This is a genomic window from Chroococcidiopsis sp. CCNUC1 (assembly GCF_023546805.1).
GTDB classification, from domain to species: Bacteria; Cyanobacteriota; Cyanobacteriia; order Cyanobacteriales; family Chroococcidiopsidaceae; genus Chroococcidiopsis; species Chroococcidiopsis thermalis.
Genome location: NZ_CP097480.1, coordinates 429,563 through 453,333 on the forward strand (window position 1 = coordinate 429,563; position 23,771 = coordinate 453,333).

Genomic DNA, 23,771 nt, shown 5'->3' on the forward strand with positions numbered 1-23,771 from the left:
ATAAGAACAGCGCCATGAGAAAGGTAAGTTTTCTGCATTTTAGGTACTTGCATAAGGGTAACAGTCACCGCAACCCACGCCCACAGGACTACAGGAACGGCTGTTCTAGTCAGTCTTCCACTCAATGGTGGCAGCGAGGAGCCTTTATTGGTAGCCTTGCCCTTTGTCTAGGTATTTCGGCTGGGTTGAGTCCAGCCGCCCATGCGGAAGGAAGTAAGGAATTAACTAGTAACGGAGGCAACCGTGCTTTCTTGCTATATCACTCAGGAACCGCAAGAGATACGATTGGCAGCATTGCCCTCAGAACTACGATCAAAGTCTACGTCAACGCCGGAGAAACGATTAATTTAGGTTCTAGTGCTAATGGTATTGGTTCAGGACGAATTAACTATCGCTCTCCCACGGGTGCTACTGGCAGTTGTCTTACTACTGTTGGCAGGATTCTCAACCGTACCCAGGAGGTAGCTGGTCCAGCTCCAAATACTAACGGGTACACTCCCTGTATTATTACGACTGCTCAGACTACGACTGCTGGAAGCGGGATCTGGGAAATTGATTTTGTCAGCCCTAATCCTGCCAATGACGTTAACCCAACAGCTATAGCTGCTGGGAGTAATTGGACTCAGGCTAATAATGTGGGTTGGATAGCCGCCTGGGATGTAACTGTGCGAAATAGTACTAATACAGGTTTACCGTTTTTAGGTCGCGTCTATTCAAATAGTCTGGCACTAAGAATGCCGAATACTGGTAATGATTTTACCCCCCTACTTTACGTCCAGACTGCCGATGGTTATCGCTACCAACTCAATCCAAGGCGCTTAAGTCCCTTCACGTTCGTCTTTTTTGCCAACAACAACGGGTTTAAGTCTTCTACCACTAATACGCCGCTGTTTCGCTCCGTACTGTTCCCTGGCGGTACTGGGTTAGAACCTGGCGTTACCGTTCATGACCCGAATACGGCAGATAGTGGGATCGACGTTACTCACAAAATTTTCTTCAACACACCTAGTAGCGACCTGCCCTTTTCTGCACCAAGTGCCAGTGGTAGTACATGGCTGCTGACAAGTCCAGTTGCTCCCCAACCCAGCAACTTTACCTTTCAAGGTGTTGAAGGTACTGCTGGCACAGCTGGCACATCACCTCTAACTGGTAATTTTAGCTTTACTAGTAACGTAACAGGACGTTTTTTAATTACTCTTGACCTGAACCAGAACGGTATATACGGGGATGGAAATGACAAAGTACTATCTGGGTTTGCCACGCCCGGAACAAACACTCTTCCTTGGGATGGGAGAGATGGTGCGGGAGCTACTGTACCCGCTAGTAGCGTTGCTTACGGTGGTCAAATTGTGCTGTATGCAGGTGAAATACATCTCCCACTTTTAGATGCTGAGAGCAACCCTAGTGGAATCACAATTCAACGACTCAATGACCCTGTACCACCTACAGTTCCGAATCCCAATCCTTACACAATCTACTTCGATGACACAACAGTTGGTGGCTCTAGTGCCTTGAATGGAGTAGATAGTAGTACTGGCGTACACGGTTGGAACAATCCATTTGGTGATAACAAAGGTATAGATACCTGGGCTTACTATCCCTCTGGTATTGCTCAACTCAATGGCGGTGTGGTACTCAGACAAGCTGACTTGGAAGTCGTGAGTAAGACTCACAGTCCAGCAAGCTTGAGTGTGGGTAGCACTGTCACCTACACAATCGTGGTGAGGAATAATGGTCCGACTGATGTTACCAACGCAGCGTTTACCGATACTGTTCCGGCAGCGATTACTGGAGTGAACTGGAGTTGTACTGTGTCGCCTGTTGCTACTGGCAACGCTTGTGGAGCAGCTAGCGGTTCGGGTAATACTATCAATACAACTGTAAACCTCAAAAGCGGCGCTACGGCAACTTATGTCATCACTGGTACGGTTTCTAGTGCTGGTACTATAACGAATACAGCTAAGATTGTCCGCACTGATGATGTAACTGACCCAGACGACCTTAACAGAACTGGTGCAGGCAACAATAGCAAGACTGATACCACGACAGTTAGCTTACCTACAGTTAACCTCTCTGGTACGGTGTTTGAAGATGTTAACTATGGTGGTGGTGTAGGGCGCGACTATACGACTGCTAACAATTCAGCCGCAGCCTCTGGCTTCGCAACAGGCGTGATTCGCCGCCCAAACGTACGGGTAGAGTTATATAGCTCGGCAGGCAATTTCTTGACTTCCACTCTCACTGATACTAACGGCGCTTACAGCTTCACCAATCAGCCAGGAAATACAAGTTACACGGTGCGCGTGGTTAACGGTACTGTAACTTCTGCCCGTCCCAGTTCGGGAGGTACGCTCATCCCGGTACAGACTTATCGTACCGATGCCACTACGGGAACTATAACTGCGGTTGCGGATCGGGTAGGGGGAGAAAACCCGACATTAGTTGATGCGGGCAATGGTAGTACCACGTTAGCCGCACTCACTACCGCTACAACCGCTGCTCAATCGATCGCCCAAATTAATGCTGGTGCTGGTAATATCACGGGTATAGACTTCGGCTTTAACTTTGACACCATAGTCAGTACGAGAGATTCCGGTCAGGGCAGCTTACGCCAGTTCATTATTAACAGTAATACTCTCAACAATACGAGTCTGGCTCAAGTTGGAGTGCTTTCCGGTAGGGAGGAGAGCATCTTCATGATTTCAGATGGTGCAGCTCATCCCGGTTTACGGGCGGGGTTACCTAACCAATTTAGCGGTGGTGTCGCCACAATTACTTTAGCAACTGCTCTACCCGCGATCGCAAATGCAACTAGTACTAACGCTAATCGAACCAGTATTGATGGTAGAACCCAAACTGCCTTAACTGGAGACACTAACGCACCAATATTTAACAACACGACTGGACCAGAAATTGTTCTCAACGTCGCCGCCGGTCCTGGGCTGGAAGTGCAAGCTAGCTTTACTTTTATTAAAAATATCGGTATTACTGGTGCTAACGGTGTAGGTACGGCAGGTGTGGGAGTCTATTTCAATGGTGCGGGGGCAGCGAACTCGCGGCTAGAAGATGCTACTATTTTTAGCAATGATAACTCAGGCGTAAAGTTTCAAAGTGCCACTAGCGCTTACGTTAATTCCAATATCATTCGTAATAATGGCGTGACCGATCCTCTTGCTGATGGGGTCGAACTGATTGGCTCTAGTAGCAATAACGTGACTGAGAATATCATCATCAACAACCCAGGTTACGGGATCGATCTACATACGACTACCAACAACAGCAACAACCTGAGTAGTAACCAGATTATCAACAATGGCGCACCCGACGACACTCAGGATGCTGGAATTGGTATCCGCTTAGGAAGCAACAACCTGATCGGTCAAAATACGATCGCTAACAATCTCGGTGATGGTATTGTCGTTGCTGCGGGAACGGGCAACACAATGACTGAAAACTCGATTTATAGCAACGGTGGACTTGGCATCGATTTGGGTGGTGGTAGCGAAGGTAATGGGGTGACGCTTAATGACAGTGGCGATCTCGATACGGGTGCAAATGGTCTATTTAACTTTCCGATTTTAGAGAGCGCTCAGCTTTCAGGTGGTAACCTAGTCGTTAAAGGCTTTGCTCGCCCTGGCTCGAAAATAGAATTTTTTGTCAAACAACCCGACCCCTCAGGTTTTGGTGAAGGACAAGAATATCTCGTGACGTTGGTTGAAGATTCGGCAGACGATGCCGATGCGACAACTGGAACTTATACTAGTCCCTTCAATGGTCTCAACCAAGGTACTGACACCACAAACCGATTTGAATTTTCGATCCCGTTAGGCAGTCTGCCGAATACAGTCACAACCGCTGACACGCTCACTGCTACTGCTACCTGTCTCAACAGCGAAAACTGCACTAGCGCCCCAAATGGCAGTACTTCAGAATTCAGCGGTAATATTACCATTACTGGCAGCCCTCATCTATCACTCGTCAAGCGCATTACTGCCATCAATGGCGTTCCTTTTTCTGGGTTTGATGGTACTGCTACTGACCCGAATAATAATGGCGATCTCGATGAAGATGTGAACTGGGGTTTACCGCTGGATGACTCCTTGAGAGGACAGATCGATGGCGGTTTTGTCCAACCGGGAGAAGAAGTCGAATACACGATTTACTATCTCTCTACTGGTGCGACTACAGCTCAAAATGTGTTGTTTTGCGATCGCGTTCCCGCAAATATGAGTTTTCTTGCTACTGGGTTCGATAGCTATCCCGTGCAAGCATCTGGAGGTTTACAAGGAGTAACACGGGGGATTCTCTGGCAATATAACGGGACGACTGAATCGTTAACAAATGTCAGCGATGGAGATACGGCAATGTATTTTCCCCCAGGAGTTGAGCCGAGTAGTGTTTATCCTAGTGTTAATTGTCAGGGTAGCAATACCACTGGGGCGATCGTGGTTAATTTAGGCGATTTAATCAATGCGACTGCGCCTGGAATTCCTGCAAATGCCTATGGATTTGTGCGGTTTAAAGCTAAGCTCAACTAACCTAACCTTTACCTAGTGGTAGTTTTTCCCTTAATGGCTAATTGCCTGTTAAATCTGGGAAGACTAAATACAGACTCCATAAGCCGATCCCCAGATATGAGTTACTGCTTGAATCCAGACTGCCAGAATCCCCAAAACTTAGATGGAAGAAAGTATTGTCTCGTCTGTGGCTCCAAGTTGCTACTCAAAGACCAATATCAAGCAATTAAACCAATCGGCAATGGTGGTTTTGGACGCACCTTTTTAGCAGAAGATGCCAATCGTCTCAATGCCCTTTGCGTGATCAAGCAGTTTTTTCCTCTGCCCCACATACAAGGCAATATTGAGGCAATGGCAAAGGCTACTTTATTGTTCAAGCAAGAAGCCAGACAGCTATTAGAACTAGGGGAGAAACATCCCCAAATTCCAACTTTATTCGGTTATTTTGAACAAGAACAACGCTTGTACTTGGTACAACAGCATATTGACGGGCAAGATTTAGAAAAAGAATTAGAACAGCAAGGATCGTTTAACGAAGAACAAATTCGGGCGCTGATGCAGAGTTTATTGCCCGTACTGCAATTCATTCACCATTGCGATGTGATTCATCGGGATATTAAACCGACAAATATTCTACGTCAAAAAGTTGATAACAAATTTGTCTTAATCGATTTTGGCGTAGCAAAACAACTTGCTGGGACGAGTATCTCTGCTGCTAGTACCAAACCAGGAACCGAAGGATATGCCCCCATCGAACAACTGCGCGGTGGAAGGGCATTCCCCGCCAGCGATATTTACAGCTTGGGTGTCACCTGCATTCGCCTGATGACAAATGCAGAACTAGACGAAATCTACAATCCTTTAGAAGGAAACTGGATGTGGCGACCCTATTTGCAGCAAAGGGGTATTGATGTTTCAGACCGATTAAGTGACATTCTCGATCGCATGTTGCAAGAGTACGTCCAGCGTCGCTATCAATCGGCGGAAGAGGTACTCAAAGACCTCAGCGAACCAATTGTCGCACCAGCAACCGCAGCAGCACCGCCACCGCCACCACCACCACCACCGCCACCGCCACCGCCACCGCCACCTGTAGAAATTAAAAATTGGCAGTGCGTGCATACTTTAACCGGACATTCAGGACAGATTAGAGCAGTTGCCATTAGCCCAGATGGACAGTTAGTCGCTAGTGGCAGTGCAGACAAAACCATTAATATCTGGGAGTTGGATAGCGGTAGTTTAGTTTACTCTCTTAGAGACCATAGCAACTGGGTACGGGGATTGACTTTTAGTCCTGACGGTAAATCTCTCGTTAGTTGCAGTGCCGATAAAACTGTCAAGATCTGGAACGTGAATAGTGGCAAACTGATTCAAACTCTAGCCGGACACGCGAATGGAGTCAGCGCGATCGCGACAAGTCGTGATGGTAGGGTAATTTTTAGCGGAAGTGACGATGGCACAGTGAAGTTGTGGGATTTATATACAGGTAATCTCATGTACACCTTGACAGGACACTCCGGTTATGTATTGTCAGTTGCCAATAGTCCAGATGGCAAAGTGTTAGCTGGAGGTTGCGGCGAAGTTATTCGTTTGTGGGACTTATACAAAGAAAAATGGATGGGCGATCTGACGGGACATTCTGGATGGGTGCGATCGATTGTTTTTAGTAAAGATGGACGCACCATCGTCTCTGGCAGCGAAGATGGCACGATTAAGATGTGGCATGATAGTAAGCTAACTCACACGCTTGAAGGTCATACCAGCCGTGTCAGCGGTGTTGCTTTAAGTCCGTTGGGGAAAATTATTGTCAGTGGTAGTGGCGATAAAACGCTCAAAGTTTGGCAATCTGAAAATGGTAAGTTTGTCAAAACTATCGGCAGCCATGATGATGCCATTTGGTCAATTGCTCTGAGTCCTGACGAACAGGCGATCGCTTCTGGTAGTGCTGACAGCACTGTAAAAATTTGGCAATGTCACTAAACTAAGAGTTATGGAGACGCGACACGTTGTGTCTCTGCAACGTTTTTCCGTGCTATCCATGCCCAAAAAGCAAAAATTCCCTTATCTCGTTGGTTCCAAATGGACTTCCCAGCAAAAAATGTTCGGCTGGAGGCACTTTCAAGTGGTCAATCGCAAAAATCAAGGCAAGTGGGTGTTTGCGGAAATGGTCGCCGCCTGCGATCCTGAAGCCAGGTTTTGGATCAATGCGAATTTGCTAAAGGATCGTTCCCAGTGGCTGGCTGGCTGGCAATCTCTACAAGAGATGGCAGAATTAGCTGCTACAGTTGATTGATATTTTTTGTTTCGACGCAAAGATTTTGGGTAAACCTGTTGTAGATCCGCGTGGGGTGGGGGCGGGTTTATAGATATTTTGTGTTGAGGTATGAATATTTTTGGTGAACCCGCCCCTACGATCGTTGCGAATTTTGATACAATTTGTCTTGCTGCCAGGATAACGGGTTATCCATAATATATTTTCTGATATTTTGTAATGCTATGTCGTCTCGAATAATATGTTCGTAGTAATTTCGCTGCCATACAGGAACACCAGTTGTACGCCGTAACTGATTAATCCGCGTAGCTGAAGCAGTTTTGAATCCTTGAATAATTTCCGGTAAGCCGCAGTATTTAGCAGATTTCGATTTGGCATCATCACCGTATACTGTAGGGGCGGGTTCACCAGCAATATTTGTATTCCCCACACAAAGGCTTTCCAAACCCGCCCCCACCCCATGCGGATCTAGCAACCAAATAATTCCATGTACGTGATTCGGCATGGTAACAAAAGCATCCAGTTGGATGTCAGAATAACGCCTCATCAAATCGAACCAATTATATTGAATAACTTCGCCATATCGATTTGAACGCATTTTTTTATCTATAATTTCACCAAATAAACATACTTTTTGCCACGCACAAATAGTGATAAAGTATGCACCTGGTTGAGTATAGTCGTATCCCTTGAGGCGAATTGAACGGCGATGATGTTTTTGCGGATCGTATTTCATAATGCCTTGTAAGGGGAGATTTCGTAGGATGGGGCTGGTTTAGTAATATTTTTGTTTATATACAAATATTTTTAGTGAACCCGCCCCTACAAGATTCAAATATTAAATTCCGCAAATCTGAGCGCGAGAAAATAATTGTTGCCACCACTCTTTTGTATATTGTTGGCTGCCATTATAAATCGTATTGAACGTCACCAGAAACAGACCCACAAATCCACTAATAAAATACGAACTTGAAAAACCTAAAATAGTAATGACAAATAGAGTAAATAAGAATAATAAAATCATCGAGGCTATAACTGAGAGAAAAGAGTAACGTCTACCAGGTAGCGCAGTTGGAAGATGTCCCGCTGGAGCATCTAGAGTAAAATTAAAGTCACTGTATGCAATCCAAGTTTTAACAAAACTACTATCATACTTCACTCGCCATCCAACGCGATCGCCAAATGCACGCCAGACATTACTGTCAGATTTACTTGTACCTCCAATACTTTGCCAAATTTGCTTTTTGACTCTAAAGCCAAAGTGACCGTTACTATATACCATCCAGAGTTGGTCGATGATATGAAGATGAGTAGATGGAAAATTTTTAATATCTTGCCCGCTAAGAAAAGCTTGTTTTTCTCTGCCAACTATTTGCAGCATTATAGATAGAGTTTCTTTGTCTGCTTCCTGCCAATTTCCTATTAAAAGTAATTCTTGTAGCCTTCGATAGCTAAATTTTCTAGCACGATCGGATTCTGATATTTTTAAATTTAAAAGAAGTTGTATTGTGTTATGATAACTCTCTACATCGTTCGCTCTTAAATATAAGCCAGCAGCTTGCTTGAAATCATAAAAAGCCTTTTGTTTATCCCTAAGCTTTGAATATGCGATACCCCGAAATTTGAAAGCCGCACTGTAATTGGGATTAGACCTGATTGCCAGATTAAAATCATCAATTGATTCTTGATATTGTCCTCTTCTTGCCTTATCCATTCCCTGTTCAAAACAAGTTTCAGTCTAATAAGAATTAGATTGGCGAGTTTTCTGCGAGTCCGACCGCTCATCTGTAGAACTAGCAGAACTAGAGGAATGAGTATTCGCTGAAGCACTAAATGTAGAAGACTTCAGCACTTCGTAGGCTTCATTAATTTTCTTCAATTCCTCTTGCGCCTTTTCTTGTAGGCGAGGATTGTGGGAAAAGCGATCGGGATGCCAAACCATAGTTAAGTCCCGATAAGCCTGCTTGACTTGCTCCAAAGTTACCCCTGGTTGAAGCCCAAGGATTTCGTAACACCGATTAATATGATTCATAGAAGGACAGCATAGGTAGCTCTCTACTTAAGCTTTCCCAAAATTTGGACGATGTGATTCGCTATACTCCAAAATGAGAGTAGAAGCATTCTTAGCCACTTGTTGGAATCCTGTTTATGACATCCTATGCAACCTCCTCGGCTAAAGCCGAAATGAGCGAATTGCGGCGACTCAAGGGTATACTGCCCCCAGAACTGCAAAGTTGGGTAACTGTCGAAGGAACGACGGAAGTTAACCCACCCCTGATTCGGAGTGAAGAAATTGGCAGCGATCAGGTGGAAATTCAAATCGATCTGATTAAGTGGGATGCGCTGGCGATCGATCAGCGGAATCTGCTATTTTGGCACGAAGTGGCGCGAATTCAAAATGACACCATTCCCAAAGATGGTTGGGAAATGGCAGCGCTGGCAATTGGTTTGGGTGGCGCGGTAGGCGAACTTTGGGTACAGGATGGTTTGTTATTGTTGCTAGCAGTGGCGCTGTGCGGCGTGTCGGGATATCGGCTGTATCAAAAGAATAATGGCGAAAAGCAGGTCAAAGAGGCAATAGAGGCAGACGAAAAGGCGATCGCCTTGGCAACTCGTTTCGGTTATACTCTGCCCAATGCATACAAGAGTCTTGGTAGTGCTTTAAAAACCTTAATCGAGCAAGCACCAGGCAAGCGGCAAAAAGCGAAATATGAAGGTCGCTTGCAGGCACTCAAGCGTAGTGCTAACAAGGCAAAAGCCAAAACGAAAGCCGCATCAGATGACATGATGTAGTTGTAGGGACGCGAAATTTCGCGTCTTTATAGCTGGTTCAGCATTTTGTGAGTTTGGGGAATAACGCGGACTTGTTTGAGTTCTTGTTTCATTAGCGCTTGCCAATGCAATACTTGTGCTGGAGTGGGTGCTTGGATGGGAGTGCCTCCGAACTGCTGGGATGGTGTAAGTGGGGTAGCGGGTTGTAGAAATACAGGAATTTCTGGGTTGACGGATGCAACTAGTTTAGCTGCCTTGGCTAAGTCTCCGAGATCGGTTTGACTGGAAACGATCGCTTTGATAAATACCTCTATGTCTGCTTGGTGACAGGCTTGCAAAAATTCTGCGTGTTCGTTCCAGCGATCTTCGCCACTGACGCTGGGTAGTTTGATATCCATGCCCACCGAGTCAAGGTAAGGTAGGATGAGTTGCAGTTGTTGCGGACGATGACCTCCCGTTTCGAGATAAATGGGTAGTCCAGTGGCACGACGTACGAGGGGTAAGAATTCTACTAGAAAAGGTGCGTGTAGTAATGGTTCGCCTCCTGTGAGGCTGATACTATCGTGTAAGCCTGGGGAGTTTTGCCGTTCTATCCAAGTTAATAGAGTATTGAGCTGTACGGGGTTAGGGTGGGTTTCAAAGTCTCGCAGTCCAGGCGATCGCTCGACGCGGCAAGTTGATGGTACGCTCCAAGTATGGGCGCTATCGCAAAAATGGCAACGTAGATCGCATAGCGCGAACCGGATGAAGATTTGGCGCGTGCCGACGTTTAATCCTTCGCCTTGAATGGCGGAGAAGATTTCGATGAGACGGGCGGTTGTCATGGGTCAGAATGGGGCAGTAGCGTAAAAGTTAAAGTTTTAAATTAGGTCGCGCAAAGACGAGCCAGCACCGTGCGGGGGTGCCTCCCGTTGAGGTGACTGGCGTAGCAAAGGCGCAAAGGTACAAAGATAGATTTTCGTTCTCGCTCCTAATTAATGGGCTTCGCTACAATGAGATTGGGAATTGAGTCGAGATTAACTCTCTTATTGTGCTAAATCTCAACCATAGCTCGGAGTACATTACGGTCAAGCGCGAACGGGTTTTAACCTGGCTGTCAGAACACGTACCGCAGTCCCGCATCGACCATATTCTTAGGGTAGAGCAGATGGCGGTGGAGTTGGCTGAGCATCACCGTCAAAATGTGGAGAAGGCGGCGATGTCGGGGCTAATGCACGACTTGGCAAAATATTTTAAGCCCGCTAAGCTGCTGGAAATGGCGCGTGTTGAGGGGTTAGAGATCGATCCCGTGATGGAATTACATCCTCATTTGTTACATGCCGATGTCAGCGCGATCGTTGCTAGAGATACTTTTGGGGTGCAAGATGAAGAAGTATTGCAGGCGATCGCCAATCATACTTTGGGCAGACCAGAAATGACGGAATTGAGCTGTATCGTGTTTTTAGCGGATAGCATTGAGCCAGGTAGAGGCGATACCCCTGAGTTACAAGCTTTACGACAGATGAGTTATCAAAATTTATCTCAAGCTGTTTGGCGTACCTGCGATTATTCTTTAAAATTTTTAATAGAGACTCATTGTTTAATTCATCCACGCACGATCGCGACTCGAAATTGGTTTCTTAACTGGGTAAAAAGCAAGCACCACTCTCCGCACATGCTTAAATGAAGAAATAGTTTCGCTCTGTCTGAAGTTGTACATTTGACAATTATTATGAGCATAGTTGCTCTTTTGTTTTAGATAATTGATTTGTCAAACATAGCTCGCAAAATGAGGTTTAATGTCTGAATATACCCAAGCAAATTCAATCTCTCAGTCCGCTTTTCTGAACTCTAGTAAAGTCAGTGCTACTCATGCCGATGAGAGTCGGGAATTAGCCTTGGCAATTGCGGAGGCTGCTGCCGATCGCAAAGCAGGCGATATTGTCCTGTTGCATGTCGCTGATGTTTCTTACTTAGCCGATTACTTCGCAATTGTCACAGGATATTCTAGGGTACAGGTAAGGGCGATCGCAGATGCAATTGAGGATAAAGTTGTCAAAGAATGGCACAGAAAGCTACTGCGGACGGAAGGCAAGAATGAAGGAACTTGGGTGTTACAAGATTATGGCGATGTCTTGGTTCATATTATGATGCCCAGCGAACGAGAGTTCTATAATTTAGAAGCATTCTGGGGTCATGCCGAACGGCTCGATTTTCCAACCGCCAGTGGCGATGGGAGAACAACAAAATGATGGAATCACCTGTTTCTGTCTGTCCAGTTCCTGACGAACAACAACCGCTCAATGAATACGAACAGCTCAAATCATCCGGTTTTTTTCGGACTGCCACTTTAGAATTACGGCAGTATGTCGGCAAACTACTGTGGGTTTGGGGGTGGTCGTGGATTGTAGCAGGACCGATTGCCGCTGCTAGTTTTCCACCCATCAAACACGCAACCCAATTCTTGCTATGCGGCACGCTGGGCGCGAGTCTGGGGGTAATTTTAGCAGTTGCCCGGATGTACCTCGGTTGGTCTTACGTGCGCGATCGCCTGATGAATCAGACGATCTTTTATGAGGAAACAGGTTGGTACGACGGTCAAAACTGGACGAAACCACTAGAAATTCTGACCCGCGATCGGCTCATTGTCAGCTACCAAGTTAAACCAATCCTACAAAGACTCCGCCGCACTTTTGCTTGGCTGGGTCTATTTCTCCTGTCTGGGGGCTTAATCTGGTATTTTTTATAAATCGATAATGGGTAATAGGTAATAGGTAATGGGAAGTCAAAAGTCAAAAGTTAAAAGTCAAAATTTGCCTCCTACCTCTCGCCTCTTGCCTAACTCACCAACTACCAATCACCAATTATCAAATTACCAAAAAGGTGATACATTCTAACCCATGACAAGGGGAAAAAGAACTCAAGCCGCAGAACTGGAAGTCCGGTTGCTGCGGGAAGGGATCGTCGAATCGATCCATCACGTCCAAGCAGTTGTCTGTGACAACCGAGGACGGGTGCTATCTGTGGCTGGCAATGCGGAAACAGCAACTTTCGTGCGTTCTGCTCTCAAGCCATTTCAAGCACTAGGCGTAACAACAACAGGCACTTTAGAACGCTACAATCTCACAGATCGAGATTTAGCGATTATTTGTAGTTCGCATAAAGCTGCGATCGCCCAAGTGCGACAAGTCTTTAATATTCTTTGGCGAGCAGATATCGATCCCTCGGCATTGCAATGTCCCACGCCTGCGGGTAAGCGCAGCCCCCTAGAATACAATTGTTCTGGCAAACATGCGGGAATGTTAGCCGTGTGTCAGCAACGCCGTTGGGCGCTCAATAGCTATCTCCAACGCAACCACCCCGTACAGCAGTTAATTCTGACTAAAGTAGCTGAAATGCTGCGGATGCCTGCTGAGGAATTTATCTGCGCTCACGATGATTGTGGTGCGCCTACCTATTTTATGCAGTTGGGACAAATGGCAGCTTTATACGCTCAGCTTGCTTCTGGTAGCAGCTTGGATCTGGAACGGATCGTGCGTGCTATGACCTATCATCCCACCTTGATTGCAGGGGAAGGAGAATTCGACACGGAAATAATGCGTCTGACGCAAGGGGAACTCGTTAGTAAGGCGGGTGCAGAAGGCGTGCAGTGTATTGGTAGAGTCGGCGAGGGAATGGGGTTGGCAATCAAGGCGATCGACGGTTCTAAACGCGCTAAACACGCTGTAGCGATTCACTTGCTCAAGCAAATGGGTTGGCTCAGTCCCTCAGCCGCAGAAACCCTAGCTGAAAGCTTTATGGAGTTTGGTAAATTCAAGCGCCTAGAGGTTTTAGGAGAATTGTCGCTGTTATAGTTGCAAATTACCAAAACTTATGGTTATACTAGAAAAGTTGACGCGGGATAGAGCAGCCTGGTAGCTCGTCGGGCTCAACAAGCAAGATTAATTAAGTGCTTAGCAGTTAGTCTTGTTATGGGCGGTACGTAAAGAAATTTGCGTGCGTTTACCTGTCAAACTCGGGGAAGCCATTAGCGCGGTAATCCCGAACCAAGCTCTCGCAAGAGAGAAGGTGTAGAGACTGGAAGGCAGGCATCCTAACGTTAAGCCGAGGATGAAGGGACAGTCCAGACCACAAACTGGTTAACTAAAAGCAAGTTAATTCAGGCAGTGAAAGCTGTAGATGGTAAGCATAACCCGAAGGTCAGTGGTTCAAATCCACTTCCCGCCACCAAATTAAGAGATAAAACCCTGCACTACAAAAAGTTGCAGGGTTTTGTTTTATGCTGTTTGAGCAGCTAGAAATTCTTCAAAAAATTATTCAAATGGATACTAAGCTAAAAGGAGACATAGCAGAACAAGCAGCAGTTTTTCATGCTTTAAAACGAGGCTGGGGAATTCTAAAACCTATTGGCGATCGGTTGCCATACGATTTAGTGTTTGATATTAGTGGAGTTTTGATTAAAATTCAAGTTAAGTACGCCTGGTTTGACACACCTTCAGGCAATTACATTGTAGATAATCGTCGGACAAAGACCAATCGAAGACTGATGCTTAGAGAAGCGTACAAGCAATCAGACTTTGATTTTGCTCTAGCCTATATAGAAAATCTTGACCTTTTCTATGTCTTTCCGGTAGATGTATTTATTGGATATGGCAGCGAAATTCATTTAGTTGAAGCTGAGAAACGACAGAGAAAACCTCGGTCTGCAAATTATCGCGATGCTTGGAAATTAATATTACAGAAAGTTTTGCAATATGAAGCTGATATGCAACCTCTTGACTCAGTTGAGGAAGCTGTTGTTAGTGAGATAACGCCATTCGGAGTTCCCACTGATGAAATTTCTATTGTTTCGAGCACTCAAGTATCATAGGTAACCAGTAGCTGGCACTCAACCGATCGCAAAGTATAGTAAACTCCGCACATCCAGAGCCATCTAGAGTGCTATTTTAATGTGGGAAATCATTAGACTAGAGATGTTGCGAGTGTGGCTGGTATGTTGCAGCGTCCAATTTTAATCGGTGGTGTTGGTTTAGCCTTTGCGCTGTGGTTTTTGCAAGGGTGGCGAGAATCTTTAGCGCATCTGGGTGAGTTTAGCTTGATGGGTGCGATCGCCATCATCTTCTGTTTGTGGTTATTTGGGAAATATCGCCCCAAACAGCAGGTGCAAGATCTACCCTTGAATCGAGAAACGGTAGAAAAAGCGATCGCGCAAGTACAAGTAGTAGTAGATCGACTGGAAACAGAAAATCACCCTACTCCAGAACTGCGGGAAAAAATTGCCCAGTTAGAAGCGCAGATCGATCGGCAAGAAATTAATTTAGCGATTACTGGTGGTAAATCTGTCGGGAAGACGACTTTGTTACAAGTTCTAGAAACACAGCCACAACAACGAAAGCTGTGTTTGAGCGAGACAGCAGCTTTATTTAGCGAAGTTGAAACTAAAACTGATATAGAAGCTTTGCAAAGAGCGATCGCATCCGATCTGATCTTATTTGTCACAGCGGCAGATTTAACCGATTCAGAATATCAAACTTTACAACAACTATTGGCAGCCCATCAGCGCCTAGTTTTGGTATTTAATAAACAAGACCAATATCTCCTAGACGATCGCGCTGTTATTTTATACTCGCTCCAGCAAAAGATGCAGCCGATGCTAGCAGCAGAAGATGTTGTCGCGATCGCATCTGCACCCAATCCGTTAAAAGTACGTCAGCATCAAACTGATGGTGCGGTAGAGGAGTGGTTGGAACAGCGTTTACCTGAAGTTTCTGCTTTAACACAACGTCTAGAATATATTCTCCAGCAAGAAGCGCAGCAGTTGGTATGGGCAACTACTAAACGCCAAGCTGAAGAATTGAAAGCAGAAGGCAAAGTCATTCTAGATGGAATCAGACGCGATCGCGCCCTCCCTGTTGTAGAACAATACCAATGGATCGCCGCCGCCGCCGCTTTTGCTAACCCAGTTCCAGCTTTAGATTTACTCGCAACAGCAGCAATTAACGCTCAGTTGGTGATGGAATTAGGCGCAGTCTACCAGCAAAAATTCTCGCTGGAGCAAGCCCAAAATGTAGCAGGAACGATGGGTAGTTTGATGTTGAAGTTGGGTTTAGTGGAACTTTCTACTAAAGCCATTAGCACTGTTTTAAAAACTAATGCTGTCACTTTTGTAGCAGGTGGAGCCGTACAGGGAGTCAGCGCCGCTTATTTAACTCGCTTAGCTGGGTGTAGTTTGATCGAATATTTCCAACAACAGGAAGAGGCGATCGATTCAGCGTCAGGGTTGAATTTAGATAAGTTGGGACAGACTTTACAAAATGTGTTTCAACAAAATCAGCAAGTTGCTTTCTTGCAAGGGTTTGTTAAACAGGGATTGGGAAGGTTGTTGCCAGCTCCTCAACCGCAGTTGAATCAATCTTAATTTGTTCGATGTAATACGCAATCCGTAGGGGCGCACAGCTGTGCGCCCCTACACGTTAATTGACTCGACGGAAAATATAGGCAGAGTCAGTAGTTCCAATGCTACCAGCATTAAGTATGACCCGCTCGCCTGAGATACTCACTCTCCTTGAGTATTGGGATGCCACTCGCTTGTGGTCTTGAGGTAGCAGCTTGACTGGCTGCGACCACTTTTGGGTACGGCGATCGCACTCGTATACGTAAGCAGCTTTTTCCCCTCGATAGGGTCGAAACATATTGGGGTTGTAGAGATGTCCTAAAGATACGCCGACTACGATTCTATTGTCATCAATGCCTACACTTGCACCAAAGCCATATTGAAAAAATGGCAGTACGTCATTTGGCACAAAACGAGCCTGTTTTGACCATTGCCCAGTCGCGGGATTACGCACATACACATGAACTGCGCCACGATCGGAATCTTCTGCTGGAGTGCCAATTACTACTGTATCACCAGAAATCGCAAAATTGTTTCCACGAGAACTAGAGTGTGAGACTAGTTTTGCCTGCTCATACCAAGAATTTGTAGACGAGTCGCGCACATACACAAGATTCCCGCCTACTACAATTGTGTGACCATCGATAGCTGCTAACTGACTGGGGAGTTCAGCTTCATAAGACCAAGTACCAGTGCTGAGTTGACGACGATATACATAAAGTTTTCCTCCTACCCCCACAACTGCTGTATCTCCACTGAGCGCCACAGATTTAATGCTATGGTAATGACCCAAAGGATTGGGTATTGCTAGCTGAGACTGTTGCAAAGACCATATATCCCCAGAGCGAGTAAAGATATATACGGGTAATTCTGGAACGTCTTTTTTAGGTGACTCTGCTGCAACTAGAATCGTGTTGCCATCGATGGCAACCTCAGAACCAAACTCATGATATCCGTCTGCTTGGTTTTTTGGCATCAAGAGTTTGGCACTCAAGGAGCATCTGCTCCCCGAACAGCGGTAGACGTAGGCAGCGCCTTCATTTGTCCATCCCATGACTTTTCCGGTTGCACCACTACGGGAAACCTCAGCAGAGATTCTGCCAGCGTTATTGATGTCTGTAAGCTCACCATAGTAAGGAAGCCCAACAACGGCAGTATCGCCAGAGATGGCTACAGCCTGAGCAAATTCGTATTTGCCAGCTTCATTGTCAGAAACCAACTTGGCTTGTTCCACCCACTGAGCCTTGGCTAAAGACGGGGCAACCAAAGCTATTACCGCAGCAATTAGGGCTACTGCTCCCAAAAGATAAAAATATAGTTTTGGCATAATTACCACTAACAACATACAAGTGTATTAGTTCCTTGGAGCCAATATAGCCTGAAATCTTACGTGTTAATACGCTAATACTAGTAGTAAAAAATACACAATTTTTGGAGATCTCAGTCGTGCATTTTGACGAATTTGTTTACTAGCTGGTGTTGGGTGCTGGGCTTGCCAACCTAATTCACTATTTATGGCGGGCGATCGCAAGATACAATAGGTTGGATTTGCTTCAGGCACTTGCATGACAAAAATATATTTAGATACCAGTGCCTATAACCGCCCATTCGACGATCGCACTCAGCCCAAAATTTTTCTCGAATCGCAAGCTGTCACCATCATTCTGCAAATGGTTGAGGCAACAATAGTAGAGTTAGTCAGTTCCTCAGTCTTGGACTATGAGAATAGTCGCAATCCATATCCTATTAGACAGGAAGCCATGAATCGTTATCTCCAAATGGCAAGATTTAGACAAGAAGTGAATGAAGCAATCTGCCAGAGAGCTGAGCAATTAGAGGAGAATGGACTTAAGGCTATTGACGCATTACATATTGCGTGTGCTGAGGTAGCTGATAGTGACTATTTCATTACCTGTGACAAGCGGCTTATCAATCGGTGTTCGGGATTGATAATGAAAGTAGTAAATCCAGTTGATTTTGTGTTGGAGACAAATAACAATGATCCAAGTTAAAAGCGAACAACAAGTTTTGCACGAAGGATTACAGATTCTCTTTTCTAAGATGAAGCCATCTGAGGTGTCTCGGTTTTGGGCAGCTTGCAATATTGGCAGTGGAAATTATCTTAAGCTCAAGGACGAGCTTTTTGCAGAAGAATCAGTAGCAAGTTTGTACGATAAGATTCTAGAATTTCAGAAATCAAAAAATGTCGAATGAGATTCGAGTTATTGGTAAATTCGCCCCTACAGACAATGTTCGCTTAAGCATTTGTCAGTATTGGTTGCTGCACCTGCCAACCCAATTCCCTAGCGCGATCGCGGGCTTGTTTTGGTACGTCTGTTGCGACAAAATGCTGGTGGAGCATTTGCACGCTCAGCATATGGTTGATAATTGCATCCAATTTTGTCCGTTCTGAATCGGATGTGTTGCTGTCTGCGTGTTGTTGTAAAACTTGTTGCACGGCTGCATTATCTAATAACCCAGCAGCTTCGATCGCCTGTTTGGATAAATAATCATCGGCTAGCGATCGCATGGCTTTTTGCTTGGCTACATCTGTATGCGCTGGGGGAGCCATGAATGCAAATTTTTGCCGTTCGTAAAGGGCTTTGGGTAACAATCCGCGCATGGCTTCGCGCAAGACGAATTTATCTTTTCGCCCTCGAAAATGCAATAAAGGGGGTAACGTCACGGCAAACTCTACTAAGTGATGGTCGAGGAATGGCGGACGCGCTTCCATTGAATTCGCCATATCAACGCGATCGCCTGCCCAACCTAAAACTTGCGACTCAAATTGAGTTTTTATCCATATATACTGCACTTTGTCAAGGGGATGACGACCTTGAATTTGACTGCGATCGAGGACAGAAGCGATCGCCTCTCCTGGGGAATAATCGCGAGTCGCGGCGCGACGATCTGAGTGCATTAAGCCAGGGACAGAATGAGCCGCAGTTAACCACGACTGAAGACAGCTAGGCGTAAACCCGATTGCGTCTGTTAGCGCCGGATCGTCTAAAGGTTTTTCTGCCAGCAAATTGCCTTTAAATATACGATTGCTAGCCTGCAACCAATCTTCTAAATCTGCTCTTTCTGCGGGAGATGCATCTTGCATTCCATGCAAAATCATATCGAGTCGCAGTTGGGGGTAGCCAGCAAATAATTCGTCCGAACCTTCTCCCGTTAAAACAACGCGATAGCCTGCATTGTGGACGTGTTCGCTCAGCAGCATCTTGGCAATTGTAAACGTATTGTAGATACTGCGTTCGGTGTGCCAAATCGCACGGGCAAAATGCTCGTAGAGTTGTCCCCCTTGTACCGTGACGATATCTTGGTCGGCTCCTACAGCCTGCGCCATTTCTTGCGAAATCGCCGTTTCGTCATAATCGCGATCGTCAAAACCAACTGTAAAAGCTTTTACAGGCGACTGTTGACAAGCGGCGGCGACTCCCAAAATCGTACAAGAATCAATTCCACCGGAAAGATAGCAAGCTACAGGTACGTCGGCTTCTAGTTTTAATTGAATTGATTCGATAAAATAGCGACGCAATTCTTCGATATAGAAATCATCAGGTTGTGAAGAGGTGCGATCGCTCAACAAAGGGAAATTTAAATCCCAATATGTCTTAGTCTGCACCCGTAACTGTCCGTTGTGACGTTCTACAATTACCATTTGTCCTGGTTGGACGGCGCGAACTCCCTCAAACGCACTTGTACCAGGAACCATTAATTGCATCAATTGGTGATACAAACCTTGGGAAGATATCTGGCGCTGTACGTCAGGGTGTGCGAATACAACTTTAATTTCCGAACCAAAGACGAAACTTTCTGGTGTCTGCGCCCAGTATAAAGGTTTTACCCCAAAGCGATCGCGTACCAATGTCAATCGATCTGCTGCTTTTTCGTAAAATGCAAAAGCAAACTCGCCGCGCAGATGGGGTAATGCACCTTCTAATCCGTATCTGTCTGCTAAATGTAATGTTAATTCTGTATCGCTCTTGGTGGCAAAGCGATAACCGCGTGAAGTGAGGTCGGAACGCAGGCGCTTATAATCGTAAAACTCGCCATTGTGGACGATTGTATGCTGACCGTCAGCCGAGACAAATGGCTGTCGTCCTCGTTCGGGATTGAGATCGATGATAGCAAGACGAGCATGGGCAAAGCCAACGCCGCGATTGTCTACCACTTTCCAACCGCATCCATCGGGACCGCGATGACTTTGGATTGCTGCCATCGCTACCAAGACGTTTGGATCGACCGGACGGGACGGATCGCGATTCATTACGCCACCAATGCCACACATGGCTTGTCTCCTGTACTCCGTATACTGCACTCAAATCTGTCTTGGGAGACTATCTTAAGTTTCGAGTGACAGCCTGTAATGTATCTTAGGGAACAGGAATGGGAATTGGTAGTTGGTAGTTGGTATTTCTACTACTCACTGTACGGGCGCACAACTGTGCGCCCCTACCACTACTCACTCGACTAAATAACAAGCAACGTAATGTCCGCCGCCTGCATCTCTAAATTCTGGTTCCTGTTGACTGCATATATCTACAGCGATGGGACAACGGGTGTGAAAGCGACAGCCAGAAGGCGGGTTTGTGGGACTGGGAACGTCGCCTTGGAGGACAATGGGATCGCGTTTTGCTTCAATTTGCGGATCGGGAATTGGGATAGCTGAGAGTAAGGCTTGAGTATACGGGTGTAAAGGTTTTTCGTAAAGGGCAACGCGATCGGCAAGTTCGACAATTTTACCTAGATACATCACGGCAATGCGATCGGATATATGCCGGACAACGCTTAGATCGTGGGCAATAAATCAATAAGTCAGTCCTAATTCTGCTTGTAGGGATTGCATTAGGTTGACGATTTGGGCTTGAATGGAAACATCAAGCGCCGCGATCGGTTCGTCGCAATAAAGTCGGGACGCACGGCTAATGCACGGGCGATGACAATTCGCTGGCGTTGTCCGCCGGAAAATTCATGCGGGTAGCGGTGGATAAACTCTGGAGTTAAGCCCACCATTTCTAATAATTGGTTGACTTGCTATTGTTTGTCTCTACCCTTGGCTAAACCAAAAATTTCTAGTGGTTCGCTAACAATATCACCTACTGTCATGCGAGGATTGAGGGATGCATAGGGATCTTGAAAAATCATTTGCATCCGTTGCCGGATTTGTCGCAACTGTTCGCCTGTAAGCTTGGTTAGTTCTGTATCTTCAAAGTAAACTTGTCAGTGAGTAGGAGGAATTAGCTGTAAAATTGCTCTGCCAGTCGTGCTTTTGCCGCAGCCAGATTCTCCTACAAGTCCTAAAGTTTCTTTTCGTTTCATATCAAAATTCAAGCCATCTACAGCTTTGACCCAGCCGATTTGCTTTTGGAGAATAATACCTTTGTGGATTGGAAAATAAACCTGTAAATCGCGAATTTTGAGTAGCGTCGCGCTTTTTCTATCAGTTTGATTTGCACTGGTTTGAGATTGCACCATCGGTTTTTCCTGCGGTGGATAAACAACTATAGCAATCCAAATTGATTTGTGAACGTTTCCTATGTAGAGACGTTACATGTAACGTCTCTACATGAGCAATCGATTTCACGAGTTATCTAGGATTGCTATATTTCATCGTTTTGACTGGTAGAAATTCGATTTCTAATGCCAAATTAACTGCTTTTTGGCAATGCAAAGCAGTGGTATCAAACAAGGGTAAATCGGGGAAATCTTCTGGTTCAACCAGTAATGAGATTTCAGTGCAACCTAAAACCATTCCCTGAGCGCCGCGATCGCCTAATTCCTGCATAATCTTGATGTAGATTTGGCGCGATTCATCTTGAATGCTGCGATGAACCAGCTCGTCAAAGATAATGGTATCGATAATTTGACATTGGCGATCGCTCGGTGCGATTAATTCAATATCATGTAATTTGAAGCGATCGCGATAAAAATCTGCTTGCATGACAGGTTTAGTACCCAGTATGCCAACTTTTGTAATGCCCTGCTGTCTAATTTCAGCAGCAGTAACATCAACAATATGAATTAAGGGGATCTCAATGGCTGCTTCAATTTGTGGCGCAACTCGATGTAGAGTGTTCGTAGCCATGACGATAAAATCAGCACCAGCTTGTTCTAGCTTAAGTGCTTTGTCAACAAGATAATTTGCGGCATCATCCCATTGTTCGCGTCGCACAAACGCTTCAATATTGGCAAAATTTACGCTGCATATGAGCAATTCAGCCGCATTCCAACCACCGCGCACTTGATTAATTCCAGCATTGATTAGGCGATAATATTCAGCTGTTGCCTGACTGCTCATTCCACCCAAGATACCAATCGTTTTCATCGGAATGACTGCGTGTGGCTGCTGTGCGTGACTCATGATTGCACCATCTTAAACAGTTAACTTTACTGGCGTTACTCCTTGGCGCAACTGGCGCTGTCGAGCAATCCAAGACTGACGAATAGGGTAGCGCAACAATGGAGCTAGCGAGCTAGCGCCCCATCGTATGAATGCGCTTTTCTCTAGTAAATCAGCCTGAGCCGCTTCTTGAGCTTGAAGTTGCTGCACGCGAATAATTTCCGGCTCCCGCTCGGCTTGAATTTTTGGCAATGCTGCATCAATTGCCGTATGTTCTGCTGCTTCTTGCAACAACCCAACTAAATGATTTGCCGCAACAATGATATCCCGCAAAGCCATATTAATGCCTTGAGCGCGGATTGGTGACATGGGATGAGCCGCATCGCCTAACAAGAGTAAACCTGGTGTATACCAGTGCGAACAGCGACCAACTACAACAGATAATAGAACGGGGCGATCGATAGTTTTGGCGTTTTGGCGAAAATGCTCTGCCAACCAAGGTGGTGACACAGATGCAAGTATCTCAGACCAATCATCAACTTGCTTCCAGTTTACAGAATCGCGATCGCGCAGCGCCCAGCCCAACTGTAAATTTCCTTCTGAAGAACGAAACAAACCAAATGCATGATGACCTTGAAGGATCGAATAAAAGATATTTTCTGACTCAAAATGCGGACTATCTGCTAATTTAAACCAAAGAATATCGAAACTTTGAGACTTTTGCTCTAAAGACAAATTGGCTCGTTGCCGCACAATAGAATTGCGACCATCAGCAGCAACCACTAAATCGGCATAAATTTCGCCGCTTCCTAGCTTCACGCCAGAAACCCGTCCATCTCTCCACAATAAATCTTGCACGGGAGCATTTTGCACGAACTCAAAATTAGCATAAGTGCTTGCCTCATCGATTAGTGCTTCGAGTAGGGCTGGCTGTGAAACGAGAGTACAGGGCTTACCACCCGATTCTATTGGTTCGTCAACGCGAAACAGCGATCGCCCCTCAATTAAAAATTCCCAAGCATCTAACGTTTGATGCGGAATCCGCTCTAGCATAGGCGATAATCCCATCTGTGCCAAAGCATCTAACCCGCTAGGCATCAATCCTTCACCGCGAAAAGCGCGGCGGAAGTTACGAGATGCTTCAACTAGCTTGACCGTAATGCCGCGTTTTACAAGCAGTAGCGCCAGCGTTGCGCCAGTAGGTCCAGCCCCGACAATTACAACTTGAGTGTCATTGGTCATTTGTGAGTGGTGTGTTGGTAGTTGGTAGTTCTTCCCCGACTCCTCTTCTTCCCTGCTACCTATTATTAAATGAGTGCGATCGCAATTGATTTAGAACGGCTATAGTGCCTCTGGGAGTGAGACGTATTGTTTGTATGATATCTCTCGTCTTGCTGTTACAGGCAACGATATGGCAGAAACAGTAATGGGATTTAAGTAACTAAGTGTCATCTTAAGCTAGTTAGAAGCTATCATATATTTTTCGCTTTT

General features: G+C 45.6%; 20 protein-coding genes and 1 pseudogene. 12 read left to right on the forward strand and 9 right to left on the reverse strand.

What is annotated here, in order from left to right; genetic code table 11:
- The first annotated feature begins 14 nt into the window (after positions 1 to 14).
- From M5J74_RS02075 to M5J74_RS02085, 3 genes are all read left to right on the forward strand, one after another.
- Positions 15 to 4,538, forward strand: a complete 4,524-nt coding sequence (locus M5J74_RS02075) for a right-handed parallel beta-helix repeat-containing protein (RefSeq protein WP_250015161.1) — start codon at positions 15 to 17, stop codon at positions 4,536 to 4,538.
- A gap of 96 nt (positions 4,539 to 4,634) precedes the next feature.
- The gene (locus M5J74_RS02080) at positions 4,635 to 6,497 is read left to right on the forward strand and encodes a serine/threonine-protein kinase (RefSeq protein WP_015152476.1); all 1,863 of its coding nucleotides are present in this window, start codon (positions 4,635 to 4,637) and stop codon (positions 6,495 to 6,497) included.
- Between the two features lie 58 nt (positions 6,498 to 6,555).
- Complete coding sequence (locus tag M5J74_RS02085; protein WP_084739202.1) at positions 6,556 to 6,810, forward strand: TIGR02450 family Trp-rich protein; 255 nt, start codon at positions 6,556 to 6,558, stop codon at positions 6,808 to 6,810.
- A 115-nt stretch (positions 6,811 to 6,925) separates the two neighbouring features.
- Here M5J74_RS02085 and M5J74_RS02090 read toward each other — a convergent pair whose 3' ends face one another.
- The 3 genes from M5J74_RS02090 to M5J74_RS02100 form a co-directional block, all read right to left on the reverse strand.
- Complete coding sequence (locus M5J74_RS02090; RefSeq protein WP_015152478.1) at positions 6,926 to 7,525, reverse strand: transposase; 600 nt, start codon at positions 7,523 to 7,525, stop codon at positions 6,926 to 6,928.
- A gap of 102 nt (positions 7,526 to 7,627) precedes the next feature.
- Positions 7,628 to 8,503, reverse strand: coding sequence for a GUN4 domain-containing protein (locus M5J74_RS02095; RefSeq protein WP_015152479.1), 876 nt, complete (start codon positions 8,501 to 8,503; stop codon positions 7,628 to 7,630).
- A gap of 24 nt (positions 8,504 to 8,527) precedes the next feature.
- Positions 8,528 to 8,821, reverse strand: coding sequence for a J domain-containing protein (locus M5J74_RS02100; protein ID WP_106167249.1), 294 nt, complete (start codon positions 8,819 to 8,821; stop codon positions 8,528 to 8,530).
- Positions 8,822 to 8,937: 116 nt separating this feature from the next.
- Between M5J74_RS02100 and M5J74_RS02105 the strand changes: the two genes are divergently transcribed.
- Entirely contained in the window at positions 8,938 to 9,582 is a 645-nt protein-coding gene (locus M5J74_RS02105; RefSeq protein WP_106167250.1) for a DUF3318 domain-containing protein, read from the forward strand.
- 26 nt (positions 9,583 to 9,608) lie between these two features.
- Here M5J74_RS02105 and M5J74_RS02110 read toward each other — a convergent pair whose 3' ends face one another.
- The gene (locus M5J74_RS02110; protein ID WP_250015162.1) at positions 9,609 to 10,385 is read right to left on the reverse strand and encodes a 7-carboxy-7-deazaguanine synthase QueE; all 777 of its coding nucleotides are present in this window, start codon (positions 10,383 to 10,385) and stop codon (positions 9,609 to 9,611) included.
- A 206-nt stretch (positions 10,386 to 10,591) separates the two neighbouring features.
- On the opposite strand from M5J74_RS02110, the gene yqeK reads away from it, so the two are divergent.
- From yqeK to M5J74_RS02140, 6 genes are all read left to right on the forward strand, one after another.
- The gene (yqeK, locus tag M5J74_RS02115) at positions 10,592 to 11,227 is read left to right on the forward strand and encodes a bis(5'-nucleosyl)-tetraphosphatase (symmetrical) YqeK (RefSeq protein ID WP_250015164.1); all 636 of its coding nucleotides are present in this window, start codon (positions 10,592 to 10,594) and stop codon (positions 11,225 to 11,227) included.
- Between the two features lie 112 nt (positions 11,228 to 11,339).
- On the forward strand, positions 11,340 to 11,792 hold the full coding sequence (gene rsfS, locus M5J74_RS02120) for a ribosome silencing factor (RefSeq protein WP_106547040.1): 453 nt from the start codon (positions 11,340 to 11,342) through the stop codon (positions 11,790 to 11,792).
- Complete coding sequence (locus tag M5J74_RS02125) at positions 11,789 to 12,289, forward strand: CGLD27 family protein (RefSeq protein WP_015152485.1); 501 nt, start codon at positions 11,789 to 11,791, stop codon at positions 12,287 to 12,289. The genes rsfS and M5J74_RS02125 overlap by 4 nt, the downstream gene beginning before the upstream one ends.
- A gap of 151 nt (positions 12,290 to 12,440) precedes the next feature.
- Positions 12,441 to 13,394 carry an asparaginase gene (locus tag M5J74_RS02130; protein WP_015152486.1) on the forward strand — a complete coding sequence of 318 codons (954 nt, stop codon included), beginning with the start codon at positions 12,441 to 12,443 and terminating at the stop codon, positions 13,392 to 13,394.
- Between the two features lie 425 nt (positions 13,395 to 13,819).
- The gene (locus M5J74_RS02135; protein WP_250015166.1) at positions 13,820 to 14,410 is read left to right on the forward strand and encodes a group I intron-associated PD-(D/E)XK endonuclease; all 591 of its coding nucleotides are present in this window, start codon (positions 13,820 to 13,822) and stop codon (positions 14,408 to 14,410) included.
- 123 nt (positions 14,411 to 14,533) lie between these two features.
- The gene (locus tag M5J74_RS02140; RefSeq protein ID WP_250017197.1) at positions 14,534 to 15,958 is read left to right on the forward strand and encodes a DUF697 domain-containing protein; all 1,425 of its coding nucleotides are present in this window, start codon (positions 14,534 to 14,536) and stop codon (positions 15,956 to 15,958) included.
- A 55-nt stretch (positions 15,959 to 16,013) separates the two neighbouring features.
- On the opposite strand, the gene M5J74_RS02145 is transcribed toward M5J74_RS02140, so the two are convergent.
- Complete coding sequence (locus M5J74_RS02145; RefSeq protein WP_250015168.1) at positions 16,014 to 17,261, reverse strand: FG-GAP repeat protein; 1,248 nt, start codon at positions 17,259 to 17,261, stop codon at positions 16,014 to 16,016.
- A 238-nt stretch (positions 17,262 to 17,499) separates the two neighbouring features.
- On the opposite strand from M5J74_RS02145, the gene M5J74_RS02150 reads away from it, so the two are divergent.
- Positions 17,500 to 17,946, forward strand: coding sequence for a PIN domain-containing protein (locus M5J74_RS02150; RefSeq protein WP_015152489.1), 447 nt, complete (start codon positions 17,500 to 17,502; stop codon positions 17,944 to 17,946).
- Complete coding sequence (locus M5J74_RS02155) at positions 17,933 to 18,148, forward strand: hypothetical protein (protein ID WP_015152490.1); 216 nt, start codon at positions 17,933 to 17,935, stop codon at positions 18,146 to 18,148. Before M5J74_RS02150 ends, M5J74_RS02155 begins: the two co-directional genes overlap by 14 nt.
- A gap of 43 nt (positions 18,149 to 18,191) precedes the next feature.
- On the opposite strand, the gene asnB is transcribed toward M5J74_RS02155, so the two are convergent.
- The 4 genes and pseudogenes from asnB to M5J74_RS02175 all read right to left on the reverse strand — a co-directional run bounded on the left by asnB (position 18,192) and on the right by M5J74_RS02175 (position 23,522).
- On the reverse strand, positions 18,192 to 20,228 hold the full coding sequence (gene asnB, locus M5J74_RS02160; protein WP_371934104.1) for an asparagine synthase (glutamine-hydrolyzing): 2,037 nt from the start codon (positions 20,226 to 20,228) through the stop codon (positions 18,192 to 18,194).
- A 174-nt stretch (positions 20,229 to 20,402) separates the two neighbouring features.
- Positions 20,403 to 21,415 (reverse strand): annotated as a pseudogene (locus M5J74_RS33220) (ABC transporter ATP-binding protein).
- Positions 21,416 to 21,527: 112 nt separating this feature from the next.
- A complete protein-coding gene (locus M5J74_RS02170) occupies positions 21,528 to 22,301 on the reverse strand; it encodes an aspartate/glutamate racemase family protein (RefSeq protein ID WP_250015172.1) in 774 nt (257 codons plus the stop codon).
- A gap of 12 nt (positions 22,302 to 22,313) precedes the next feature.
- Positions 22,314 to 23,522 (reverse strand): FAD-dependent monooxygenase, encoded by a 1,209-nt coding sequence (locus tag M5J74_RS02175; protein ID WP_250015174.1) that lies wholly within the window; start codon positions 23,520 to 23,522, stop codon positions 22,314 to 22,316.
- Positions 23,523 to 23,771 lie beyond the last annotated feature (249 nt).